This is a genomic window from Amycolatopsis sp. AA4 (assembly GCF_002796545.1).
In the GTDB taxonomy this organism is placed as follows: Bacteria; Actinomycetota; Actinomycetes; order Mycobacteriales; family Pseudonocardiaceae; genus Amycolatopsis.
The window spans coordinates 644845-666887 of the sequence record NZ_CP024894.1; the positions used below are offsets into that span (position 1 = coordinate 644845).

Annotated in this window: 20 protein-coding genes; 6 read left to right on the top strand and 14 right to left on the bottom strand. The window is 69.3% G+C overall.

Annotated features, from left to right (window positions below; genetic code table 11):
- From CU254_RS03230 to CU254_RS03245, 4 genes are all read right to left on the bottom strand, one after another.
- The gene (locus CU254_RS03230) at positions 1-1347 is read right to left on the bottom strand and encodes a dicarboxylate/amino acid:cation symporter (RefSeq protein ID WP_009072715.1); all 1347 of its coding nucleotides are present in this window, start codon (positions 1345-1347) and stop codon (positions 1-3) included.
- A 103-nt stretch (positions 1348-1450) separates the two neighbouring features.
- Positions 1451-2062 carry a nucleoside triphosphate pyrophosphatase gene (locus CU254_RS03235; RefSeq protein ID WP_009072717.1) on the bottom strand — a complete coding sequence of 204 codons (612 nt, stop codon included), beginning with the start codon at positions 2060-2062 and terminating at the stop codon, positions 1451-1453.
- A 467-nt stretch (positions 2063-2529) separates the two neighbouring features.
- Positions 2530-4149: a DHA2 family efflux MFS transporter permease subunit gene (locus tag CU254_RS03240; protein WP_009072719.1), complete on the bottom strand. Its 1620-nt coding sequence runs from the start codon at positions 4147-4149 to the stop codon at positions 2530-2532.
- Positions 4130-4738: a PadR family transcriptional regulator gene (locus CU254_RS03245; protein WP_037712387.1), complete on the bottom strand. Its 609-nt coding sequence runs from the start codon at positions 4736-4738 to the stop codon at positions 4130-4132. The genes CU254_RS03240 and CU254_RS03245 overlap by 20 nt, the downstream gene beginning before the upstream one ends.
- 556 nt (positions 4739-5294) lie before the next feature.
- On the opposite strand from CU254_RS03245, the gene CU254_RS03250 reads away from it, so the two are divergent.
- Positions 5295-6080 carry an IS5 family transposase gene (locus CU254_RS03250; protein ID WP_037712391.1) on the top strand — a complete coding sequence of 262 codons (786 nt, stop codon included), beginning with the start codon at positions 5295-5297 and terminating at the stop codon, positions 6078-6080.
- Between the two features lie 61 nt (positions 6081-6141).
- On the opposite strand, the gene CU254_RS03255 is transcribed toward CU254_RS03250, so the two are convergent.
- Positions 6142-7446, bottom strand: coding sequence for an MFS transporter (locus CU254_RS03255; RefSeq protein ID WP_009072725.1), 1305 nt, complete (start codon positions 7444-7446; stop codon positions 6142-6144).
- 73 nt (positions 7447-7519) lie between these two features.
- Between CU254_RS03255 and CU254_RS03260 the strand changes: the two genes are divergently transcribed.
- Together CU254_RS03260 and CU254_RS03265 are read left to right on the top strand one after the other, a co-directional pair.
- Positions 7520-8131 carry a TetR/AcrR family transcriptional regulator gene (locus CU254_RS03260; RefSeq protein WP_009072727.1) on the top strand — a complete coding sequence of 204 codons (612 nt, stop codon included), beginning with the start codon at positions 7520-7522 and terminating at the stop codon, positions 8129-8131.
- Between the two features lie 12 nt (positions 8132-8143).
- Positions 8144-8548, top strand: coding sequence for a hypothetical protein (locus CU254_RS03265; RefSeq protein WP_009072729.1), 405 nt, complete (start codon positions 8144-8146; stop codon positions 8546-8548).
- 57 nt (positions 8549-8605) lie between these two features.
- On the opposite strand, the gene CU254_RS03270 is transcribed toward CU254_RS03265, so the two are convergent.
- Genes CU254_RS03270 through CU254_RS03280 form a run of 3 tightly spaced genes read right to left on the bottom strand, consistent with a single transcriptional unit; the run spans position 8606 to position 12031 of the window.
- Entirely contained in the window at positions 8606-8818 is a 213-nt protein-coding gene (locus tag CU254_RS03270) for an acyl-CoA carboxylase epsilon subunit (protein ID WP_009072730.1), read from the bottom strand.
- A gap of 7 nt (positions 8819-8825) precedes the next feature.
- Positions 8826-10463 (bottom strand): acyl-CoA carboxylase subunit beta, encoded by a 1638-nt coding sequence (locus CU254_RS03275; RefSeq protein ID WP_009072732.1) that lies wholly within the window; start codon positions 10461-10463, stop codon positions 8826-8828.
- Between the two features lie 14 nt (positions 10464-10477).
- Positions 10478-12031 (bottom strand): PQQ-binding-like beta-propeller repeat protein, encoded by a 1554-nt coding sequence (locus CU254_RS03280; protein WP_009072734.1) that lies wholly within the window; start codon positions 12029-12031, stop codon positions 10478-10480.
- Positions 12032-12114: 83 nt separating this feature from the next.
- Here CU254_RS03280 and CU254_RS03285 point away from each other — a divergent pair, with 83 nt between their 5' ends.
- Positions 12115-12933 (top strand): GNAT family N-acetyltransferase, encoded by an 819-nt coding sequence (locus CU254_RS03285; protein WP_199785778.1) that lies wholly within the window; start codon positions 12115-12117, stop codon positions 12931-12933.
- A 43-nt stretch (positions 12934-12976) separates the two neighbouring features.
- Here the strand turns inward: CU254_RS03285 and CU254_RS03290 are convergent, their stop codons facing one another.
- Together CU254_RS03290 and CU254_RS03295 are read right to left on the bottom strand one after the other, a co-directional pair.
- Positions 12977-13855 (bottom strand): SRPBCC family protein, encoded by an 879-nt coding sequence (locus CU254_RS03290; protein ID WP_009072738.1) that lies wholly within the window; start codon positions 13853-13855, stop codon positions 12977-12979.
- 31 nt (positions 13856-13886) lie between these two features.
- Entirely contained in the window at positions 13887-14588 is a 702-nt protein-coding gene (locus CU254_RS03295) for an NAD(P)H-dependent oxidoreductase (RefSeq protein ID WP_009072740.1), read from the bottom strand.
- 70 nt (positions 14589-14658) lie between these two features.
- Between CU254_RS03295 and CU254_RS03300 the strand changes: the two genes are divergently transcribed.
- Positions 14659-15642: a GlxA family transcriptional regulator gene (locus CU254_RS03300; protein ID WP_086024863.1), complete on the top strand. Its 984-nt coding sequence runs from the start codon at positions 14659-14661 to the stop codon at positions 15640-15642.
- A gap of 125 nt (positions 15643-15767) precedes the next feature.
- On the opposite strand, the gene CU254_RS03305 is transcribed toward CU254_RS03300, so the two are convergent.
- From CU254_RS03305 to CU254_RS03315, 3 genes are all read right to left on the bottom strand, one after another.
- On the bottom strand, positions 15768-16583 hold the full coding sequence (locus CU254_RS03305; RefSeq protein WP_009072743.1) for an NBR1-Ig-like domain-containing protein: 816 nt from the start codon (positions 16581-16583) through the stop codon (positions 15768-15770).
- A gap of 111 nt (positions 16584-16694) precedes the next feature.
- Positions 16695-17531, bottom strand: a complete 837-nt coding sequence (locus CU254_RS03310; protein ID WP_009072744.1) for an alkaline phosphatase family protein — start codon at positions 17529-17531, stop codon at positions 16695-16697.
- 134 nt (positions 17532-17665) lie between these two features.
- A complete protein-coding gene (locus tag CU254_RS03315; protein ID WP_037712396.1) occupies positions 17666-18526 on the bottom strand; it encodes an alpha/beta fold hydrolase in 861 nt (286 codons plus the stop codon).
- A gap of 70 nt (positions 18527-18596) precedes the next feature.
- On the opposite strand from CU254_RS03315, the gene CU254_RS03320 reads away from it, so the two are divergent.
- Positions 18597-21524: a BTAD domain-containing putative transcriptional regulator gene (locus tag CU254_RS03320; protein ID WP_050788108.1), complete on the top strand. Its 2928-nt coding sequence runs from the start codon at positions 18597-18599 to the stop codon at positions 21522-21524.
- Here the strand turns inward: CU254_RS03320 and CU254_RS03325 are convergent.
- Complete coding sequence (locus tag CU254_RS03325) at positions 21484-22020, bottom strand: hypothetical protein (protein WP_009072748.1); 537 nt, start codon at positions 22018-22020, stop codon at positions 21484-21486. The two genes, CU254_RS03320 and CU254_RS03325, sit on opposite strands and share 41 nt — an antisense overlap.
- Between the last annotated feature and the right edge of the window lie 23 nt (positions 22021-22043).

Below are 22043 nucleotides of genomic sequence, written 5' to 3' on the forward strand. Positions count from 1 at the left end.
TCAGGCGGTGGCGGGCCGCGCGGCGCCGCCCTCGTCGCGGTGGTTCGGCCGAGCGGTCTGAGTGCTGAGGATTTCGTCGTCGAGCAGGCCCTCGCTGCGCGCGACGATCGTCGGGACCACGATCTGGCCCGCGACATTCGTGGCGGTGCGCATCATGTCCATGATCGGGTTCACCGAGTAGATCAGCGCGATGCCGAGCGCGACCTGCTTGGCGTCGAGGCCGATGAACGCGGTGGTCAGGGTGAGCGCGGTCAGCCAGCCGGTGGTGCCCGCGGTGGCCAGCGCGCCGACGACGGCGACGACCACGATGCCGACGTACTGCCCGAAGCTCAGCGGCACCCCGGCGAGGTTGGCGATGAAGATCGCGCCGATCGCCGGGAACACCGCGGCGCAACCGTCCATTTTGGTCGCGCTGGCGAGCGGCGTGGCGAAGGCGGCGTATCCGGGGTCGACGCCGAGGTTCACCGCGGACTGCCGGGTCAGCGGCAGCGTGGCCGAACTCGACTGCGACGCGAACGCGAACTGGATCGCGGTGCCCGCCTTGGCGAAGAACGTCAGCGGGCTCACCTTCGCGACGAACTGCAGCAGGATCGGGTAGACGACGAACAGGACCAGCAGGCAGCCGACGTACACCGCGAGCGTGGTCGACAGCAGCGGGCGGAACAGCGCGTCGCCGTAGTTGGAGACCGCGGCGCCGATCAGGCCGATGATGCCGATGGGCGCGAGACGCACGATCCAGCCGAGGTAGCGCTGCACGATTTCGAAGACGCTGGTGGTGAAGTCGACGAACGGCTTGGCTTTCTCGCCGAGGCTGTAGGCGGCGGCGCCGATCACGACGGCGAGGAAGAGCACCTGGAGCGTGCTGCCCTCGGCGAAGGCGGAGAAGAAGTTCTCCGGCAGCAGGCCCTTGATGAAGGCGTCCCAGGAACCCCAGTGGCTCATGCTCTTCGCGGCCTTGTCGGCGTTCTTCGCGGTGGCCGCGACGCCCTCGCCGAGCCCGCCGGAGCCGGGGTTGAACAGCTTGCCGATCGCGATCCCGATCAGCGAGGCGATGAACGACGTGATCGCGAACCACAGCACGGTCTTGCCGCCGAGCCGCGCGGCCGTGCGGCCGCCGCCGAGGCCGCGGAGGCTGTTGATGCCGACCACGATCGCCGTGAAGACCAGCGGGATCACCGCGATCTGCAGCAGGGTCGTGAAGATCGTGCCGATGTGGTCGAGGGTGTCGGTCAGCCAGCCGGCTTCCGTCGTCCGCGCGAGCACGCCGAGGCCGGCGCCCACGACAAGCGAGCCGAGGACAGCCGCGGCGAACACGCGCGGTTTGGTGTACGTCCTGACGAAGGACATGTGCCACCCCAGAGAGGTCGAGAGTTTCCGCTGACCCGGGTGCGGGCCGGAGTCGACTTTCCCCGATCACTCGTCCGAGTGACACATCGTCCCAATATGTGAACTACTTCCACATTTCGGTGACGCTGACGCCCACCTCGGCGAGGAGCTGGCGCAGCAGCGGAAGACTGATCCCGATCACACTCGACGGGTCCCCTTCGACGCCCTCGACGAACCACCCGCCGAGCGCGTCGAGCGTGAAGGCCCCCGCGACGTGCAGCGGTTCGCCGGTGGCGACGTACGCGTCGATCTCGGCCTGGCTGGGGTTGGCGAAGTGCACGGTGGTGGACCGGGTGCCGGAGGCTTCCTTGGTGCGCTGCCCGCCGTCGAGCCGGACCACGGCGTGCCCGGTGAGCAGGACGCCGGAGCCACCGGCCATCCGGCTCCAGCGCTCCTTCGCGACCTCCGCGGTGGCGGGCTTGCCGACCATCTCGCCGCCGATGGACAGCATGGAATCGCACGCGACGATCACGGCGTCCGGCTCGGAGACCATCTCGACCACGGCGTTGGCCTTGGCCTTCGCGAGCGCCAAGACGAGTTCGGCGGGTTCGGGATCGGTGAGCGCGGCCGCGACGGCGTCCTCGTCGACACCGGACACGACGACGGCCGGATCGAGACCGGCACTGCGCAGCACAGCGAGGCGGGCGGGGGACTGGGAGGCGAGGACTAGACGCACGGTCGAACGCTACCTCGGTCGGGCGGGACCCGGGGAGCGCTGGGGGCTTCTGGGCATCGGGAGGCCCCACGCGCGGATCCGCACTGGCTGCCAGGCGACGGGAGGCGCGCTCGTTCGCTGGGCACAGATCGGGTCGTGCCGTCGCGGACCGCTCTCCTGGTCCCCGGTGCCTTCGACCCCCTCGTCCGGCCGTACGCGGATGGCAACGCAGTGAATCACCTCGCGGCTTCGTTGCCGAGACATGACCCGATCGAGCCCGCCGGACCAGAGCGCGCCGAACAGCCGGTAGCGGCCGATCGACGCGTCGGGCGATGCCTGTCACTCGTGGCCAATTCAGGTCTCGCCACGGTCCTTGCCCGCTCGGCCCACCCGGCGGAATTGCGTGCTACGCCGCCGATTCCGCCGGGTTCGCCCGCTCCCTCCCTCTCCGTTCGCGTTGCTGCTCTCCGGCCTTCCCGGTCAGCCAGTCATCGGGCCGGTTCCGGAGTCGGGGCGGGCGGCGCGGCCGTGCGCGGCCGCGGGGTCACCCGGCGCAATGCCGCTGCCGACAGGACTCCCAGCACCAGCACCGCGATCGGCAGGATCAGCGTGGCGCGGGCGGCGTCGGTGAGTCCATTGTGGACGACCTCGCTGGCGAGCCGGCCCGCTTGCTCGGCGAGGTCCGCCGGAAGGCCGGGCATGGGAGCCGGGCCGCTGGAGGAGCCGAATTCGCCGGTGGAGGCGGCGGCGTGGGCGATGCCTTCGGTGAACGGCGCTCGGTACTGCTCGGGCAGTCGCGCAGCGGCGGTGGCGGCTTCGCTCGTGATCGACGCGCTGATCCTCGCCTGCAGGAGCACGCCGATCGCGGCGCTGCCCAGGACCCCGCCTACCTGGCGGGCGGTGTTGAAGATGCCCGACGCGGTACCGGTGAGCCGCGGTTCGACCGACGCCATCGTCAGATTGCTCATCGGCGAGAAGATGCAGCCGACGCCCAGGCCGCACACCAGCAGGGCCGGGATCAGCGCCCACGGGCTCGTGTCCGGCCGCGCTTGCAGCGCGATGATGCCGACGCCCGCGGCCAGCAGCGCCAGGCCGCCCATCACCAGGTACTTGCCGTTGATCTTGTCCGACGCCCGGCCGACGAAGGGCGCGATCACGCCGGACAGCAGCGACATCGGCGCGGTGAGCAGACCGGCCATGGTGGGGGAGAGGCCGAGCACCGTCTGGATGTAGATGATCAGCGGCAGGAACATGCCGGTCATCGTGAAGCCGACCGTGGTCGCGGTGAGCGTGCCCGCGGAGAAGTTGCGGTTCGCGAACACTGCCAGCGGCACCAGCGGTTCCCGGCGGTTGCGGCGCTGCCACAGCACGAAGGCGATCAGCAGCACCACACCGGCCCCGATGATTTCGAAGACCGTGATGCCGCCGAAGACCGTGCCCCAGTCGTACTGCTGTCCATTTTGGACACCGAAAACGACGCAGAACAGCCCGGCCGCGGACAGCAGGATGCCGAGCAGGTCGAACGAATGCGAGTGCTTCGGTTGCCAATCCGGCACCAGCCACAGCGTCAGCGCGATGGCGATGACACCGATCGGGACGTTGACGTAGAAGATCCACTCCCAGCCGAGGTGCTGGACCAGCACGCCGCCCAGCAGCGGGCCGGTGATCGTGGCCAGGCCGGCCACGCCGCCCCACGCGCCCATCGCCGCGCCGCGTTTCGCGGGCGGGAACAGGTGGCTGATGAATGCCAGCGTCTGCGGCGTCATCAGCGCGGCGCCGAGGCCTTGCACGGCACGGGCCGCGATCAGCATCTCGACGTTGCCGGACAGGCCGCACCACAGCGACGACGCGGTGAACACCACGAGCCCGGCGACGAACACGCGCTTCGGCCCGAAGCGGTCGCCGAGGCGGCTGGTGAACAGCATCGGCACGGCGTAGGTGAGCAGGTAGACGCTGATCACCCACACCACCGAGTTCAGCCCGGCGCCGAGATGCTGCAGCATGGCGGGCACCGCGATGGACACGATCGTGGTGTCCAGCAGAATCATGAAGAACCCGATGCAGAGCGCGCTGAGCGCGGCCCACGGGTTAACCGGTCTTGCGTTCATCGTCTTCCTTGAGCTTGAGTTTGTTGTCCTGGAAAGGGATCCGGCCGCTGTCGAGGTCCGCGAACAGCTGCTCGATCCACGCGAGCTCGAACTTCCGCTGCGCCGCGCTGTAGCGGAAATCGAGCCAGTAGATTTCGGGGGTGCCGTCGGATTCCAGCCGCTCGATGAGCACCGCGTCGGCGGCCACGCCCGCGCGCAGCCGGGTGATCCGGTGCTCCAGTTCGAGCAGCGCCACGTCGCGCCCGAGGTCGTCGATCACGGCGAGCCCGCTGAGGATGTCGCCGTAGTCCGGCACCACGTCGCCCAGCATTTGCCGGGCTCGTTCCTGGAAGGCGTCTTTGCCCGCGGCCGTCATGGCGTACACCGTGCGCTCCGGCCGTTTGCCGTCTCGCTGGGTTTCCACCACGTCGACGAAACCGTTGCGCTGCAACCGGTCCACTGTGTGGTAGAGCGACCCCGCCTTGAGCTTCACGCGGGCTTCGACGTGCCGTTCCCGCATGAGCTGAGCCATTTCGTACGGGTGCATCGGCCGCTCGTGCAGCAGCTCGAGCACGGCGACGCCCAGTGCCGTGAGCTTGGCCGCGACCATGACGCTGTCCTCCAGAAGATCCAATCGGGTGATCCCACGTGGGTTATTCCACGTGGACTATACGGTGTGGAACAAGCTGCGGTCCAGGGTAATCCATGCTGGTGAGCAGCTTGTCGCTGACGGTGATGGGTGCTGCGAGATGGGGAGAGCGTAACCACGACCACCGACAAAAACCGGCGATCGCCTGTTCGACGGCCGATGTCGACCCGGAACCATCGCCGCCGTCTGCGCCCTCTCGGCCGAAGCCGTCCCTCCGCTGTATCGAGCACTGGGCGTCGAAGAGCAAGCCGAGCTGCTCGAATCAGCTTTGGCCCGCCGTCAACCCGCCATCCGCGAAGCCGTCTTAGAGGGCGTCTGAGAACTGGATAGGGCGGTTGGCGTGGTGATGCCCTGAGGTTGGGTGAGCTCCCGGTAGGACTGGTGGTTCCTACGCCAACCGTTCCTACCAGGAGCTCGTGTGTCAGTGTCGCTTACGTGCCCGTGCTTGTCGTGCCCGGCCCACGGCGACCGGGGCGCCACGCCATCGCCGCCGTGTCCGTTTTACCCGACCTCGTCGATGACCGACGCCCAGTGGGCGCTCGTCGAGCCCCTCCTGCCACCGCCGGGCAACATCACCGACAAGGGCGGCCGACCCGAGAAACATCCACGGCGTCTCGTCCTGGACGCGATCTTCTACCTGGCCCGCGGCGGGATCGCCTGGCGGCAGATGCCCGGCGATTTCCCGCCCGCGATGACGGTGTACGACATCTTCCGCCGCTGGACCAAAACCGGTGTGTGGCAACGGGTTCATGACGCACTGCGCGATCAGGTCCGAGTGCGGGCCGGTCGCCGTCCGCTGCCCACCGCCGCGATCATCGACGCCCAGACCGTACGCGGGGCCGACACCGTGCCCGCCGCCAGCGCGGGCTACGACGCCGGGAAGAAAACCAAAGGCCGCAAACGACACATCGCCACCGACACCCTCGGCTTGCTCCTCGCCGTCGTGGTGACAGCCGCCTCGACCCAAGACCGCGACGGCGCCCACCTGCTGCTGGCGGCACTGCGCGCCCGCTTCGGCGCCATCGCCCACGTCTGGGCCGACGGCGGCTACAGCGGACGCCTGGTCGCCTGGGCCAAGCAGGTCCTTTCCCTCACCGTCGAGATCGTCAAACGCACCGACGACACCACCGGATTCGTCGTACTGCCCCGCAGATGGGTCGTCGAGCGAACCTTCGGATGGATCACCAAACACCGCCGCTGCGTCCGCGACTACGAGACACTCCCCGAACACCACGAAACCATGGTCTACATCGCCATGATCATGACCATGTCCCGACGACTCGCCCGCAACACAGACCAGTGAAATCAGTTCTCAGACGCCCTCTTAGTCTCGACCCGCGAGGTAGATCGTCTTCGGAGCAGGCTCAGTCAGTGACCTGGTGCAGCTGCCGAGCCCGGCGGCTGCCCAGCGAATACCAACCAGCGATCCCCGTCCCGACAGTGAGCGCGGCCGCGCTGAGGCCCAGCGACCAGTGCACCCCGACCGCGGACCCGAGCAGGCCCACGGTGAATCCGCTTCCCGCGCGAAGACCGTTGGCGGACACGCTGTACACGCCGATCACGCGGCCGCGTTCCTCCGGTTTCGCCAGCAACTGCACGACGGTCTGGCCGATCGACATCGACGCCAGGTTCGCCACCCCGCCGATCACCAGCAGGGCCACCGCGATCGGGTAGCTGGCGGTCATCGCGAAGAACAGGCTCGAGATCCCGTAAATCGCCGTGCTGAACACCGCGGCGGACACGCTCGGTTTGATCTTTCCGGTCGCTTCCAGCAGGATTCCGCCGATCACGCCGCCCGCGCCGTTGGCGAACAGCAGCACGCCGTACGCGGTTCCGGCGCTGCCCGCGCCGAGGTCCTGGGCGAAGATCGGCATCGAACTCTGCATCGAAGCGCCGACGAAGAACGCGCCGAGCCCGGCGAGGATGATCATCCCGACCATCGTCGGGTTCCCGCTGATTTCCTTGAGGATCCGCACCGAATCCCGCAGTCCGACGCGCGGTCGGCGGACGATTCCGCCGTCTCGGGTGTGTCCGGTGAACTTGGTGCGGAACAGGAAAATGGTCAGCGGCAGGTAGAACGCGACGTTCACGAAAATCCCCGCCACCGGCCCCAGCCCGAGCAGCAGGGCTGAACCGACGACCGGGCCGAAGAGAATGCCGAGGCTGCGGAAGGTCGCGTTGAGCCGGACCGCGCTCGGCAATTCCGCCGGGCCGACGAAATCGTGCAGCATCAGCTGTTCGCCGGGTCCCCAGATCGCTCCCGCGCAGCCGTGCAAAATCAGCAGTACGCACGCGTTCCACACTTCGAGCGTGTCGGTGACGATCAGGACGCCCCACGCCACGGACACCGCCATGAACAGCGCCTGCGCGGCCTGGATGATCCGGCGGCAGTCGTGTCGGTCGGCGAGTCCGCCGAAATACACCGAGAACAGCAGGAACGGCACCCAGTGGCTGATCACCTCGAACCCGGTCAGCGCGGGCGACTGGAATTTCTCCCACAGCACCCAGTAGGTGATGACGTGTTCGATATTGTCGGCCATCATGGCCAGGCCGGTGCCGATCAGATACGGACGGCAATCCTTGTTGTACAGCGCCGCGAATTTGCGCGGGGCTGCCGCGGCAACCTTGGCTTCGGGCTGGTGCGCCGGCACCCCGCACGCGGAACACATGACTGAGAACCCCCTAGTGAGCTGGTGCTCGTAACGCTAGACGAGACGTTGCGTCTTGGCTAGACTTCCGCACGTGGTCGACGTCACTGAGCCCGGCGGACGCCGGCATCACGGGAACCGCTACGGCCGCAGCGAGAACGCGCGCCGCGCGGTTCTGCACGCGGTCGACGATCTGCTGGTCGAGGTCGGTTTCGCCCGGCTCACGATGGAGGGCATCGCGGCCAGGGCGGGGGTCGGGAAGCAGACCGTCTACCGCTGGTGGCCGTCCAAAGTGGACATTCTGCTCGAAGCCCTCGGCGACGACCTCGTCGAGGAACTCTCCCCGCCCGACTCCGGCGAGCTGCGCGAGGACCTCCGTACGCACCTCGCCGCGATCGCGTCCTTCCTGACCACCGCCGACGCCGGTGCGGTGTTGCGCGCGCTGCTCGGCCAGGCCCAGCACGATCCGGACCTGGCACGCCAGTTGCGCGAGGAACACCTCCGCGCCCAGCACGGACGCGATCGGTTGCCGCTGGAACGCGCCGTGAAACGCGGCGAACTGCCGTCGGATCTCGACCTGGACGGCGCGGTCGAGCAGCTCGTCGGGCCGATCCACTACCGCGTGCTGGTCACCGGCGCGCCGGTGCCGCCGGAGTTCACAAATGGCCTGGTCGAGCGATTCCTCCGGGAGCATCGGCCCGAGTAGGCTTCCGGAAACATGGGAACGGTCTTGTGGCTGGTCGGGCTGGCTGTCGCCGCCGCGGTCGCGGCCGGGTTGATCTGGGTTTTCCGGGACCGGGCAGGCGGGCTCGACCAACGGCTGCGCGCCGCCGAACAGGCCTCGCGCTGGCGATTCCTGCAGCAGCGCTGGGAATCGGAACCGATGGCGCGGCTCGCGACCGTCGAGCAGGTGCACGCCCTTACCCAGAACGGCGGCTGCCAGGTCCGGATCGTCTGGACGGACAACTACCACGCCGAGGACGTCGAGATCGAGCACGATCAGGCCGACGCGGGTGATTACTTGCTGCTGCGCGGGGTCGGACCGCTGGGTTCGATCACCCGGGAGGAGTTGCTGGCGCACGCGGGTGCGGACGCGCCGGAGTGGGCTCAGCGGGGGCGGTGAGGCCCCGGTGGTGCGTGGTGGCACCGATGAGAACCGGTGCCACCATTCACGAAAACCTCAGCGAGGCAACGACGAGGCCCGCCAAGCCCCGTCACCCGCCGCCACCGGTGCGTGTACCGCGGCTGCCCGGTCGCCCCACCACGACGTGCGCCGTCGTGCGGGGGCGGGCCCGGGCGCCGACGCGGCAGCGGCCACCAGCGCGGTGAGTGCGGCGAGTTCGGCGTCGTCCGGGTTGCCGCGGACTACGCGGAGCAGGGGAGTGTCCGTCATCGCGGCCTCACAGGGGGATGTTGCCGTGCTTCTTGGGCGGCAGCGATTCGCGCTTGGTGCGCAGCAGGCTCAGCGCCTTGGCGATGTGGCCGCGGGTGTGCGCGGGCACGATCACCGAATCGACGTAGCCGCGTTCGGCGGCCGCGTACGGGTTCAGCAGCGTGTCCTCGTACTCCTGGATCAGCTCGGCGCGCAACGCGTCCACGTCGCGACCTTCCGCCGCCGCGTTCGCGAGCGTCTTCCGGTGCACGATGTTCGCCGCGCCCTGCGCGCCCATCACCGCGACCTGCGCGGTGGGCCAGGCCAGGTTGACGTCCGCGCCGAGGTGCTTGGAACCCATCACGTCGTACGCGCCGCCGTACGCCTTGCGCGTGATCACCGTGATCAGCGGGACGGTCGCCTCCGCGTACGCGTAGATCAGCTTCGCGCCGCGGCGGATGATGCCGTTCCATTCCTGGTCGGTGCCGGGAAGGAAGCCGGGAACGTCCACAAAGGTCAGCACCGGGATGTTGAACGCGTCGCAGGTGCGCACGAACCGGGCGGCCTTCTCGGACGCGTCGATGTCGAGGCAGCCGGCGAACTGCGTCGGCTGGTTCGCGACGACGCCGACGCTCTGCCCGTCGACCCGGCCGAACCCGACCAGGATGTTGGGCGCGAACAGCTCGTGCACCTCGAGGAATTCGCCGTCGTCGAGCACGCGGGTGACGACCTCGTGCATGTCGTACGGCGTGTTCGGCGAGTCCGGGATGAGGGTGTCCAGCTCGCGGTCGGTGTCGGTGACGTTCTCGAAGAACCCGGCGGGCGGCTGGTTCGCGTCGAACTCCGGCGGCTCGGACAGGTTGTTCTGCGGCAGGTAGGAGAGCAGTTCCTTGACGTAGGCGATGGCGTCCTCGTCGTCGGAGCCGAGGTAGTGCGCGACGCCCGATTTGGTGTTGTGCGTGCGCCCGCCGCCGAGTTCCTCGAAGGTGACGTCCTCGCCGGTCACCGTCTTCACGACGTCCGGTCCGGTGATGAACATCTGCGACGTCTCGTCCACCATCACGACGAAGTCGGTGAGCGCGGGGGAGTAGACGTGCCCGCCCGCGTTCGCGCCCATGATCAGCGAGATCTGCGGGATCACGCCCGACGCCATCGTGTTGCGGCGGAAGATCTCGCCGTACAGGCCGAGCGAGACGACGCCCTCCTGGATGCGCGCGCCGCCGCCCTCGTTGATGCCGATGATCGGGCGGCCGGTCTTGATCGCCAGGTCCATCACCTTGACGATCTTCTCGCCGTAGACCTCGCCGAGCGCGCCGCCGAACACGGTGACGTCCTGGCTGAACACGCACACCGGACGTCCGTCGACGGTGCCGTAGCCGGTGACGACGCCGTCGCCGTACGGACGGTTCTTCTCCAGCCCGAAGTTCGTGGAGCGGTGCCGCGCCAGCTCGTCCAGTTCGACGAACGAGCCCTCGTCGAGCAGCAGATCGATCCGCTCGCGGGCGGTTTTCTTGCCCTTGGCGTGCTGTTTCTCGATCGCGCGCGCCGAACCGGCGTGCACGGCCTCGTCGTAGCGGCGATAGAGATCCGCGAGCTTGCCGGCCGTCGTGTGGATGTCCGGTTCTCCCTCGGGCGGCGTCCCGAGCGGCTGCGTCGCACTGCTCATGTGGCGGAGCTTAGCTACTGCGCGGTTGCCGCGCGTGTGGCGTAGGACTCTCTCGGCGTCGTCTCGCAAACGAGCACGCGACCGTCGAGCGTGCCGACGACGAGCCGGCCCGGGGCTCGCGCGCTCAGCGAGAGCGGGACGGCGGGATGGCCGTTGACCTGCAGATGTTGTCGTCCGAGCACGCGTCCGTCGGTCGCGTCGAGCGCGACGATCTCGCCGGAGTTGAACGCGGCGTAGACGGTGCACCCGATGGTGTCCATCGCGGTGACCTGGTGGTCGGCGGTGAAGACCCACTGGGCCTTTCCGTCGGGATAGGAGCGCCGGACGACGCAGCAGTTGCCGGGGAGGAGCCCGGCTCCGTTGTGGATCGCGGTGGCGTGGACGAGCGAGCCGTCGACGAACACGCCGGGGCCGCCGAAGAGGTGCCGGTTCCGGGCCGGGTCCCATTCGAGAGGAAACAAGCGCTCGGTTTGCCGCCGTGCGGGATCGAAGGCGACGACCCATTTGTCCTGGTGCGCTTTGTGTCCCAGGCCTTGCAGGAACAGGAGGGCGGGAGCCCGGCGGATGTCGAAGAAGTGGTTGATCAGGTCGTAGCCGCCGAGGTCGACGCGGCTTTCCGAGGGCAGCACCTCGGTCGGCCCGGATTGCGGGCGGATCGCGAGCCGCCCGGTTTCGTCGGTGACGACCACGGCGGGGCGATCGAAGGTTCGGAGCGCTTCGGAGTATCCGTCGGCCAGTTCGACGCGTTCGACCGTCGTGCCGGAACGGGTCCAGCCACCCCACGAGTTGGTGAAGGCGGCGCTGTTCTCGGCAGGGTCGACGTAGAGCTGGCAGCCGACGCCCGAGGTAGGCACGGACCATTGGCGTTCGCCGGTGGCCGACCAGCACTCCGCGGCGACGTGTTCAAGGCTGGCGAGAATCCGTCCGTCGGCCAGCGCGGCGACCGCCCACACTTGCCGCCGGTGATTTCCGTCGGCAACCGCGGCGAGTGGTTCGGCCGGTTCGGCAGCCGGGCCGTCGACCTGCAGCGAACGGGCTTTCGCCGCTCGCCAGTCCGGCAGGTCGATGGCAACGGCCATCGTGGAGAAGCCGCACTGTTCTTCCTCGTACTCGTCGAGCACGGAGACCTTCGCGTCGAGAATCCGGTGGTCGCGCCAGCGAAGTTCGGTGACCTCACGGCGGTCCTTCAGCAAAGACGTCGCACGGCCGGATTCGAGGTCGAGGACGGTCAGCTCGCCTTCGTAGCAATAGCCGCCGTCGTATGACCCGGAGCCGATGGCCAGGATCGGCAGCTCCGGATGGAACGCCAACGCATTGACCGGCCAATGCAGGCGCACGAGGTGAACGCATTCGAGCGGGTCAGCGCGGTAGACGCCGACGCTGTTCCACGCGGTCGGCTCGGACGAACTCTCCACGCTGTTCCCGGCCCACACCGGTCGCCCGAGCGAACCCCCGACGGCCACATAGCCCGTTCGGGAATCGGCCTCGGTCAGCCGCACCGCGCCGACTTCGGCGAACCGGCCGTCGCCGAGAATCTGCTGGACGGTCAGCACTTCGGAGTCGGTCACCAGCGAAGCCTATGCCGGGCGTCAGTTGAATTTTCGGCGTCGAGCTGGCCAAAGCGGCCGTTCCCCGGCCTAGGGTGGGGAACGTGCTGCTCGCCGACGCCTCGGTCCGCTCGCTCGGGCCCGCCGACCTGTCCGCTTGCCTCGACCTCGGAACCGATCGCGGGTGGCCGCGCGAAGAACGGAAATGGGCGATGCTGCTGGACGTCGGCCGCGGATTCGGCATCGACGCCCCGGACGGCGGTCTCGCCGCGACGGCGGTGCTCACCCGGACCGGGCCGACCGCGAGCGTGTCGATGGTCGTCGTGGCGGAACGGTTCGCTCGGCAGGGGCTCGGCCGGCGCGTCACGGCACAGGCGCTCGAAGAGGCTGGGGACGCGGTCGTGTCCTTGCACACCACGGAAAACGCGCGTCCGCTGTACGAATCGATGGGCTTCGAGTTCGACGGCGGCTGCAACGACCATCGCGGCCGGTTCGTCGACGACGGTGGTCCGGCGTCGCGCCCGATCGGTCCGCCGGACGTGGCGCGAGTGTACGAATTGGACAGTGCGTCCCAGGGCTTCGCGCGCCGGGAGTTGTTGCACCGCATGCTGTTCGAGGCCGAGCACGTCCACGTGACGGACGACGGTTACGCGCTCGGCACCGCGCAGGCCGGGGTGCTGGTGATCGGTCCGGTGGTGGCCGCGGACGAGGACCAGGCCCGCGCGCTGATCCGCGGCATCGCCCGCACCACCTCCGGCGATCTTCGGCTGGCGGTCGACCATCGGTTCCCGGAGTTGTCGGCGTGGTGCGAGGCCCGCGGGCTCGGGGTCCATGCTCCCGCCCCGCGGCTGGTGCTCCACGGGAAAGCGTTGCCGGGCCCGGCCGAGAGGCGGTTTTCGCCGTACAACACCGCTCTCGGCTAGCGTGCTCGTGAGTGTTTGGGCCGGTTAGAACCGGCGCGAACACTCACGAGCTGTACCGCTTCCGGACCTCGGCGCGCCGCTCCTCCGACCAGGGCTCCAGCTCGACCTTGAACGTCCCGGCGAACAACGCGTTCAGCTGCTCATGCCGGGCCGTCAGCAGGTCCGGCCGCTGCTCGGCCAGCTCCTCCGGAACGGTCTGGGTCAGCTCCACCCGCACCCCGTCCAGCGGGTCCGCCGTCACTTCCCACCGGACGCGACCAGCCGGTTTCCCGTCGTGCAGCCAGGTGTAGGCCAGCACCTCCGGCGGCCGGGACTCCAGCACCTCCGCCCCGGCTTCCGGCTGGGGCAGCCGCTTCCAGACGTCCTCGGCGGGCGGCCAGACCAGGTCCCGGCGGAAGCGGATGGTGCCGTCGTCCAGGACTTCGCCGTCTTCCAGGCCGAATTCCTCGATGTAGTGCACCATCCGCGCGTGCCAGTCGGTCGGCATCTCCGGCTCCCGGCCGTCCAGCGCGGCTTCGAGGGAGTCGAGGCAGGCGACCCAGCCGGTGACGTGCCGTCCCGCGCCGAGCAGGGCGATGTCCGGCTCGCCGCGGTTGAACACGTGGGTGAAGGCGAGCTTGCTGCCCGCGCCCGCCGCGGACACCTCGATCCGGATCAGGTCCGAGTTCCAGGTGAACTCGAAGACCTCCGGCGGCCGGTAGCCGATGATCTCGCCCTCGCTGACGTCCCCGGTTTCGGTGAAGGTGAACGTGATCTTCCCGCCCGGCGCCGGGGATTCCGGCAGCGCGACCGCGGCCGGGAACCAGTGCGCCAGCTCGTCCGGCGAGGTGACCGCGCGCCACACCTTCTCCGGCGGATGGGCCAGGGTCCGTTCGAGTTTGACGCTCGGTCGTCCGCCAGAGGTGGTTCGCAGGATCGCCATGCCCGTATATAACCACGGAGGTATATACGGGTCAAGCCGTCAGGTGCGCCGCGTACCCGGTCTGACCTGGGGCGACCTCGGGAAGCAGGACGAGCCGCCGGTCGTAGTCGCCGCCGTCCTGGGTCCGGTACGGCAGCGGATCGGTGGTTTCCAGGGAGTGCAAACGTTTGCGCAGCTGCTCGACGACGCACTCGAACTTCTCCGGCGTCATCCGGTTCGTGCCGGTCACCTTGAGCGGCGGCAGGACGGTCATGCCGGTGTAGAAGAGCGTCGCGTGCTGGACGTTGAACAGCAGGTCGTCCAGCGAACCGTGCGCGCCGCGCGGGCCGAGACTTTCTTCGTGCGCCCCGGCGGTGACGATGACCATCGCGCGTTTCCCGGCCAGGACGCCGTTGCCGTAGCGCAGGGTGTGGCCGGTTTCGTCGCGGTAGTCGTAGCCGTATCCCTGCACGAAAACGCGGTCGAACCAGCCCTTCAGGATGGCCGGGGTGTCCGCCCACCAGAGCGGGAATTGGACGACGACGGTGTCCGCCCAGTCGAGTTTTTCGTGCTCGATCCGGACGTCCTCGGGCACGGTCGCGATCTCGTCGACGACCGGGTTCCAGCGCATCGCGTAGAGGTCGGATTCGCGCACGTCATGGCCGAGATCGCGAAGGGTCGCGACGCCCTCGTCGCGAAGCGCGCCGTTGAGCGAGGCAGGGTCCGGATGGGCGTAGATCCACAAGACGTTCATGACGCCAGGGTGCAACCGGCGAAACGGCCAAACCAGTGGCCCGATGGCCACCTTGTGCAAGAATCGGGCCATGGGTGTTTTCCGTCATCCGGAGCGGCACAAGGTCGCGGTGCTGGTGCGGCACGGCATGCTCGTGATGGAGCTCGGCATCGTCCACCGGCTGTTCGGCCAGGCCAAATCCGCTTCCGGCGAGCGGTTGTACGAGGTGGTCACCTGCACGCCGGAGCCCGGCGACATCCGCACCGACGCGGACATCACCATCCCGGTCGAGCAGGGCCCGGAGGCAGTGGCCGAGGCCGACACGGTGATCGTCCCCGCGTCGTCGCTCGAGTACGAGCCCGCCGGACACCAGCTGACCGAGCAGCTCAAGCACGCGATGAACCTGGTGCGCCCGGACAGCCGGATCGCCTCGATCTGCACCGGCGCGTACGTGCTCGCCGCGATGGGGCTGCTCGACGGCCGCCGCGCGACCACGCACTGGCGTTCGGCCTGCGAATTCCAGCTGGAGTATCCGCGGGTGCGCCTGGACGCGGACGTGCTCTACACCGAGGACGGCAACGTCCTGACCTCGGCGGGCGTCGCTTCCGGCATCGACCTCTGCCTGCACATGATCCGCCGGGACTTCGGCGCGGCGGTCGCCAACGAGGTCGCGCGCGGCACGGTCGTCTCGCCGCATCGCGAGGGCGGACAGGCCCAGTTCATCCGCCGTCCGGTGCCGGAGCCGCGGTCGTCGTCCACCTCCGCCGCGCGGGCGTGGGCGCTGGAGCATCTCGACCAGCCGATCACGCTGCGTGACCTGGCGATGCGCGAGTCGATGAGCACGCGGACGTTCACGCGAAGGTTCCGGGACGAGGTCGGGATGTCCGCGCTGCAGTGGCTGACCCAGCAGCGAGTGGAGCGCGCGCGGCAGTTGCTGGAGGAATCGGAGCTGCCGGTCGACCGGGTCGCCGCGGCGTGCGGCTTCGGGACGGCGGCGTCGCTGCGCCAGCACCTGCAGGCCGCGCTCGGGGTGTCGCCGAGCGCCTACCGGACCACCTTCCGGCGTCCGGCCTGAACGCGGCGGTCCGTGGCAGCGCGGTGCGCGACTGCCACGGACCGACCCCCAGCGGCCTTCATCCTGGCGAGCGAAGCGGGGTGTTCGGTACCCCGGTGACCAGGTCTTACAGAATCTGACACGCGTCAGGAGACGACCGTCACCAGCACATACACCGGACGCCGGGTCGAGAAGAGCTCCGCGCCGGCCGCGTCGACCATCTTCCAGCCGATCCAGCAGCGCCCCGGCGCGGGCGAAGCGGTCAGCGGGACGCTCACCATCACGTGGTCGCCGGGCGGGGTGTCGCCGATCAGCACCCGGTCCGGGGTGCGGCACGAGCCCGGGCTCGCGGGCAGGTCCATCCGCTGCAGGTACCGCTGGTGCCAGACGACCGAACCGGTGTTCTGCAGCTCCCACACCTTCTGGACGGTCTCGCCGACGTGAATGACGGTGCCGTCCGGCACGGTCACGTCGCCGACGAACTTGGAGTTGTCCCCGGGGATGCGCGCGCCGACGTCGACCAGGGCACCGCTCTTCAGCTTCGGCACCACGATCGCGGCGACGACGGCGAGAAGCACGACGACGAACGCGACCGCGGCCAGCGCGTATTTACGGCGGCGGCGGGGCTTCTCCGGGGCGGCCGGTTCCGCGGTGATCAGCACCGGTTCCGCCGCTGTGTTGACAACAGCGACCTCGACCGGAACCGCGGGCTCGGGCGGGACGCCCTTCAGCTCTTCCCAGCGTCGCCGCCACTGCTGTTCGTCCGCGTCGCACGCCCGGACGAACTCGCGCGTGGTGTCCCACGACGGGAACCGGGTGCCGCGGACCGCCTCGTGCAGGGTGGTGTGCGAGATCCGGCCGGAGCGGTCGGCCATCTTGCGGAACGACGGATTCCCGGCCCGCGCGCGCAGCGCGGCCAGTTCCGCGGAGAGCACCTCGGCGGCAGATTGCCCGTCGCCCATCGCTCTCCCTGGTTGTCAGATCCGCTGGTCGGACAAGTCTGACATTCCAGTTCGGCACAGCTGGGCGCACCCCGGCCGCGGCCCCGGCGAAGCGGCCGCGGCCGAGACACGTCACTGCCAGGCGTCGGTGATCGGCGACTCGCTCGTCGCGTTGCCGAGGCCGGGGAGACCGTTGGCGGCCTCCAGGGTGCGCAGCACGGTGTAGTGGTTGATGGTCTCCGAGTAGTCCCCCTGCTTCACGTGCTCGCCGGTGAACGACGTGTAGATCTGGTTCGTCGAGGTGCCTTCGTCCTCGTCGAACGTCACGATCAGCAGGCTGTTGTGGGTCTTCGCCCACTGCGCGTAGCCGTCGAGGTTGTTCTTCAGCCAGGTGTCGCCGGTGGCCACCGAGCAGTCGTGCATGTCGTTGCACATGTTCGGGGTCACGAACGCGACGCTGGGCAGCTGCGAGTAGTCCGTCGGGAACCGGGAGTAGCGCAGGTTGCTCGACGCGGGCACGTTCGAGAAGTCGACCCAGCTGTTGTGCTTGCGCCGGTACTCGCCGGACGAGCAGCCGGTGTAGCCGTCCGACGGCATGGACTCCGAGTAGCCGGTGAAGGTCTTCCCCGCGCCGGCGAGCTGCGAACCGAGGTTGTCCACGGCACCGAGGTTTTGCGGGCAGGTGTCGTCGGTGACGCCTTGGGTGTCGCCGGAGAAGAGCGCGACGTAGTTCGGCTGGCTCGGGTGCGTGATCGCGTGGGAGTCGGTGAAGTTCGCGCCCTGCGCGGCGAGCGAGGCGAAGTAGGGCGCGGTGGTCGAGTCGATCGACGTCGCCGATTCGTTCTCGAACATCACGAGCACGATGTGGTCGAAGGTGGGCACGGACGCCGCTGCTGAGGCGGGCTGGGCGGCGGTCGCCGCACCGAGAATCGCCGTCGCGACGGCGGCCACGATCCGCTTGCGGAACACAGGTCCTCCAAGATCGGTCGGGAAATGCGCTCAGGTGGGAGCGGCATCGACCGTGCCACGGCGGAGGTGTCCCGGAGAGCGGTCGGTGGGTGAATAACTGGCGACCACTCGTCCGGGGCACGACTTTCGGCGGGTCAGCGCGCGAGCAGGTCCCGCAGGGATTTCGTAACGCTGGCAGGGGAAGTCTCGGCCATGAAATGTCCACTGTGCACGGTTTCGTGCACAAGGTCCGGTGCCCACGCCCGCCAGAGCGCGACCGCGTCGTAGCCCAGCGCGACACCCCAATCCTGCTGCACCACCGTGGTCGGCATCTTCAGCCGATTGCCCGCGGCGCGGTCGGCGCGGTCGTGTTCGACGTCGATGCCCGCGGAGGCGCGGTAGTCGGCGACGATCGACGGGACCGCGTTCCGGCTCGCTTCGAGGTACCGGGCGCGGATGTCGGCCGGGATGGCCTCGGGGTCGGCGCCCCACTGGTCGAGGAAGTAGCTGAAGAACGCGTCCGGTGCGCCGCTGATCAGCTGCTCGGGCAGGCCGGGCGGCTGCGCCATCAGGTAGAGGTGAAAGGCGACGGACGCGCTGACGCCGTGCAGCACGTCCCACATGTCCAGCGTCGGCAGCACGTCGAGGATGGCCAGGTGGGACACGTGGTCCGGGTGGTCGAGGCCGGCGCGGATCGCGACGAGCGCGCCGCGGTCGTGCCCGGCGAGCGCGAACTTTTCGTGGCCGAACGCGCGGGCGAGGGCGACGACGTCGGCGGCCATGGTGCGCTTCGAGTAGGTCTCGCCGTCGTCGGCGGGCTTGTCGCTGTCGCCGTATCCGCGCAGGTCAGGACACAGGACGGTGTGGTCGGCGGCGAGGTCGGCGGCGACGTGCCGCCACATCAGGTGGGTCTGCGGGAAGCCGTGCAGCAGGACGACGGGCGAGCCGGAGCCCGCGACCGCCACGTTGAGGGACACGCCGTCGGCGACGGGCACTCGCTGGTAGTCGAAGTTCATGCGACCCAGCGTGCGCCGGGCCGATCAGCAACCGATCAGCAACGAGCGAGCTGATTACAGTACGGGACTGATGACCATCTCGTTCTCGGTGCTGGGCCCCTTGGCGGCCTGCGACGCGCGCGGGCCGGTGGCGTTGCCCGGACCGCGGCATCGTGCGGTGCTCGCGCGCCTGCTCGTCGCTCGCGGGCAGGTGGTGTCGACGGACGCGCTGGTCGACGCGTTGTGGGCCGAGCACCGGGCGGGGGCGGTCGGTGCGGTGCAGACCTTCGTCGGTGCGTTGCGGCGGGCGCTCGAACCGGACCGGCCGCCGCGGACACCCGCGAAACTGCTGGTCACGGCCGGTCCAGGGTATGCGCTGCGGGCGGAACCGGAGCAAGTCGACGCATGGCGCTTCGAGGCGTTGCTGCGGGGGACGCCGTCGGTCGCGCAGCTCGATGAGGCGCTCGGCTGGTGGCGCGGCGAGCCGTACGCGGAGTTCGCCGACGAACCGTGGGCGCGCAGCGAGCGGGCTCGGCTCGACGAACTGCGGTTGCTCGCGCTGGAGCGGCGGGCGGCTGGCCTGCTGGATCTCGGCCGGGCCGCCGAAGCCGTGCCGGATCTGGAGTCCCTTGTGGACGCTCATCCGCTGCGCGAGGAAGCGTGGCGGTTGCTGGCGCTCGCGTTGTACCGCGCGGGACGTCAGGGCGACGCACTTGCCGCCTTGCGCCGGGCGCGTGCCGGGTTGGCGGCGGAGTTGGGGGTCGACCCTGGTCCGGCGTTGCGGCAGGTGGAGCAGGACATCCTCGCGCAGGCTCCGCAGCTGGCCCCTGCCGTCAACCGGCGGTTGGCCGGCCGCGATGCGGAGCTGGCCCGGCTCGCCGAGGTAGCGGCGGAAGTGGCGGACCGCAAGCGATTCCGGCTCGTGCTGGTCTCCGGCGAGGCAGGTGCGGGCAAGACGGCGCTGGTCGAGGAATTCGCCGCACGGCTGGGCTGGACCACGGCTTGGGGCGTGAATCCGGACGGTGCTGGGGTGCCGCCCGCCTGGCCGTGGACGCGGATCCTGGCTGCGCTGGGCGAACCGGTTCCGCCGCGGCCGTCCGGTGGCGACCCGGCGGTGGCGCGCTTCGAATGGCATCAGGCGATGACCGCGCGGATCGCTGACGTGGCGCGCCGAGGTCCGCTGCTGCTCGTGCTGGACGATTTACAGTGGGCGGGCGAGGAAACCCTGGCGCTGCTGACGTCGATGACCGCGGCTCCAGTGTTGTTGCTCGCGACGTATCGGACCACCGAGGTTTCCGCGGAACTGACTGCGGCACTGGGCAGACTCGCGCGCGTCGACCCGATCCGGCTGTACCTGGGCGGGCTTTCGGTCGAGGCAGTGGCCGAGTTGGTCGGTCCGGAATCCGCCGCCGTGATCCACCGGCGGTCCGGCGGAAACCCGTTCTTCGTCAAGGAACTCGCCCGCGCGCTGGATGCCGAAGGCGACCTGCCGGACGGCGTACGCGACGTCGTCCGCAACCGCATCTCCGCATTGCCCGATCACGTGCGCGCGGTCCTCGGGAAGGCCGCGGTGATCGGCGCGGACGTCGACCTCGGTCTGCTCGGTGACGTTCTCGATGAGCTGGAAACCGCTGTGCAGGCAGGGTTTCTGGTCGAAAGCGGACCACGAGCGTTCCGGTTCGCGCACGCGCTGGTTCGCGACGCGGTCTACGACGACCTTTCGCTCGCTCAGCGGGCACAGCTGCACCGAGAAGTCGGCGAGGCTTTGGCGAGCCGCCGACCGTCCGAGATTTCCTTGCTGGCCCACCATTTCCTGCTCGCCGGAGACGACCGCGGAACTGCCTACGCGCAGGCGGCCGCAGAACGTGCCGAACGCGATTTCGCGCCCCACGAAGCACTTCGGCTCTGGCAGGCTGCTTTGGCGCAAGGCCCGCGTACCGTGGAATTGCTGATGGGCCTCGCCCGGACGTCCGCGGTCACCGGTTCCTTGGCCGCCGCGCGCCGCTACCGTGCTGAAGCCTTGGACTTAGCTGCCGACGATTCCGCGTTGACCATCCGAGTGTTGACCGCTTTCGACGTACCGGGAATCTGGACCGAGAACGACGACCCCGCGCTGGCCCGTCGCATCGCCGACGCCGCCGATCGCGTGCCCGCGACCGACCCGCTCGTGCGCGCCCGGCTGCTGGCCACCATCGCGTTGGAACTGCGCAACGAAGGCGGGCAACGCGCCCACGACGCCGCTGTCGAAGCGGAGAAACTGGCGCGCGCCGCCGAGGATCCGGCGCTGCTGGCGTTGGCGTTGAACGCTCGCTGGACACAGACCTTCACCCGCGCCGGACTGGCTCCCGAGCGCGCCCGGATCGGGGAGGAACTGGTCGAACTGGCCGCCCGGCACCGGTTGGTGACGTTCGAAGTCCTCGGTCACCTGGTGCTGATGCAGGCCCGCTCAGCACTCGCCGACTTCGCCGCCGCGGACGCCCACGCGGCTGCGGCGGACCGGCTGGGGGAGCAGTACGACCTCCCGCTGGTCAGCGTGTTCACCGACTGGTATCGCGCGCTCCGCCTGGCCGTCACCGGCCCGGTCGCCGCCGCGGAAGCCGCCTATCGCAGTGCCGCGGCCCGGTTGTCCGGCAGCGGAATGTCCGGAGTAGACCGTGGCCTGCTGCCGCTGGCCCGGCATTGCCTCTATGTCCAGCACGGCCTTAAGTCCACAGTGGACTTCACGCTGCCGCCGGATCGCCCGGACCTGTTCCTCGAACTACGCGCTTGCCTCACCGTCTCGTCCGGCGACGCGCGCGAGCTTTACGCCCGGCTCGCCCCCGCGGAGAACGAACTGGCCGGTGCCGGTTCCGGCGTCATGACGCTGGGTCCAGTCGCCTATTACCTGGGCGAATTGGCCGTCCGGCTGGGGTTGCCGCCCGACGAGCACTACCGCAAGGCCGCCGAAGTGGCCCGCCGCGCCGGCGCCGAACACTGGGTCAGTCGACTACGTACCATTTGCCGCCGCGATTCTCCATGACCGCGTCGCCGAGGTCGCTGTCGGTGAACTTGACGGAAGCCTTCACCGCCCGCGCCGGGATCTCGACCTTCTTGGCCCCCTCCTTGATCTTGGACCGGTCGACGGTGGCGGTCTGGAGGGCCTTCTTCTGCGCCGGGGAGATCAGCTGGAACGCCATCGGCATCGTCTTCTCGCACGGTCCCATGCCCTGGGCCTCCGCCTTCTTCGCGGCCGGACCGGCGATCTCGCACACCGTCGCGAGGTCCTCCCGGCCCGCCGCGTGCATGAAGGCCTCGTACCGCTCGACCGCGTCCCCGCCGGTCGACTCCGCCACCGCGGACGACGTCGGTGCCGCCGAACTGGACGGCGGTGCGGACGAGGGCTGCACCGCCGCCGCCGCCGACGACGCGGGTGCGCTCGAGGGCGAGGGAGAGGCGGTGCCGCCGCTTTCGCCGGAGCAGCTGGTGATCAGGAGCGCAGCGCCCACGGCGAAAAAGGAGAGGATGCGAGCGGACATGGCGTGCCTTTCCCGTCAGGAAG

Bases quoted from the DNA above. Each gene is read 5' to 3' on its own strand.
- CU254_RS03230 (WP_009072715.1), bottom strand. From the start codon at position 1,347: ATGTCCTTCGTCAGGACGTACACCAAACCGCGCGTGTTCGCCGCGGCT.
- CU254_RS03240 (WP_009072719.1), bottom strand. From the start codon at position 4,149: ATGAACGCAAGACCGGTTAACCCGTGGGCCGCGCTCAGCGCGCTCTGC.
- CU254_RS03245 (WP_037712387.1), bottom strand. From the start codon at position 4,738: ATGGTCGCGGCCAAGCTCACGGCACTGGGCGTCGCCGTGCTCGAGCTG.
- CU254_RS03250 (WP_037712391.1), top strand. From the start codon at position 5,295: ATGACCGACGCCCAGTGGGCGCTCGTCGAGCCCCTCCTGCCACCGCCG.
- CU254_RS03255 (WP_009072725.1), bottom strand. From the start codon at position 7,446: ATGTGTTCCGCGTGCGGGGTGCCGGCGCACCAGCCCGAAGCCAAGGTT.
- CU254_RS03265 (WP_009072729.1), top strand. From the start codon at position 8,144: ATGGGAACGGTCTTGTGGCTGGTCGGGCTGGCTGTCGCCGCCGCGGTC.
- CU254_RS03270 (WP_009072730.1), bottom strand. From the start codon at position 8,818: ATGACGGACACTCCCCTGCTCCGCGTAGTCCGCGGCAACCCGGACGAC.
- CU254_RS03275 (WP_009072732.1), bottom strand. From the start codon at position 10,463: ATGAGCAGTGCGACGCAGCCGCTCGGGACGCCGCCCGAGGGAGAACCG.
- CU254_RS03290 (WP_009072738.1), bottom strand. From the start codon at position 13,855: ATGGCGATCCTGCGAACCACCTCTGGCGGACGACCGAGCGTCAAACTC.
- CU254_RS03295 (WP_009072740.1), bottom strand. From the start codon at position 14,588: ATGAACGTCTTGTGGATCTACGCCCATCCGGACCCTGCCTCGCTCAAC.
- CU254_RS03300 (WP_086024863.1), top strand. From the start codon at position 14,659: ATGGGTGTTTTCCGTCATCCGGAGCGGCACAAGGTCGCGGTGCTGGTG.
- CU254_RS03305 (WP_009072743.1), bottom strand. From the start codon at position 16,583: ATGGGCGACGGGCAATCTGCCGCCGAGGTGCTCTCCGCGGAACTGGCC.
- CU254_RS03315 (WP_037712396.1), bottom strand. From the start codon at position 18,526: ATGAACTTCGACTACCAGCGAGTGCCCGTCGCCGACGGCGTGTCCCTC.
- CU254_RS03320 (WP_050788108.1), top strand. From the start codon at position 18,597: ATGACCATCTCGTTCTCGGTGCTGGGCCCCTTGGCGGCCTGCGACGCG.
- CU254_RS03325 (WP_009072748.1), bottom strand. From the start codon at position 22,020: ATGTCCGCTCGCATCCTCTCCTTTTTCGCCGTGGGCGCTGCGCTCCTG.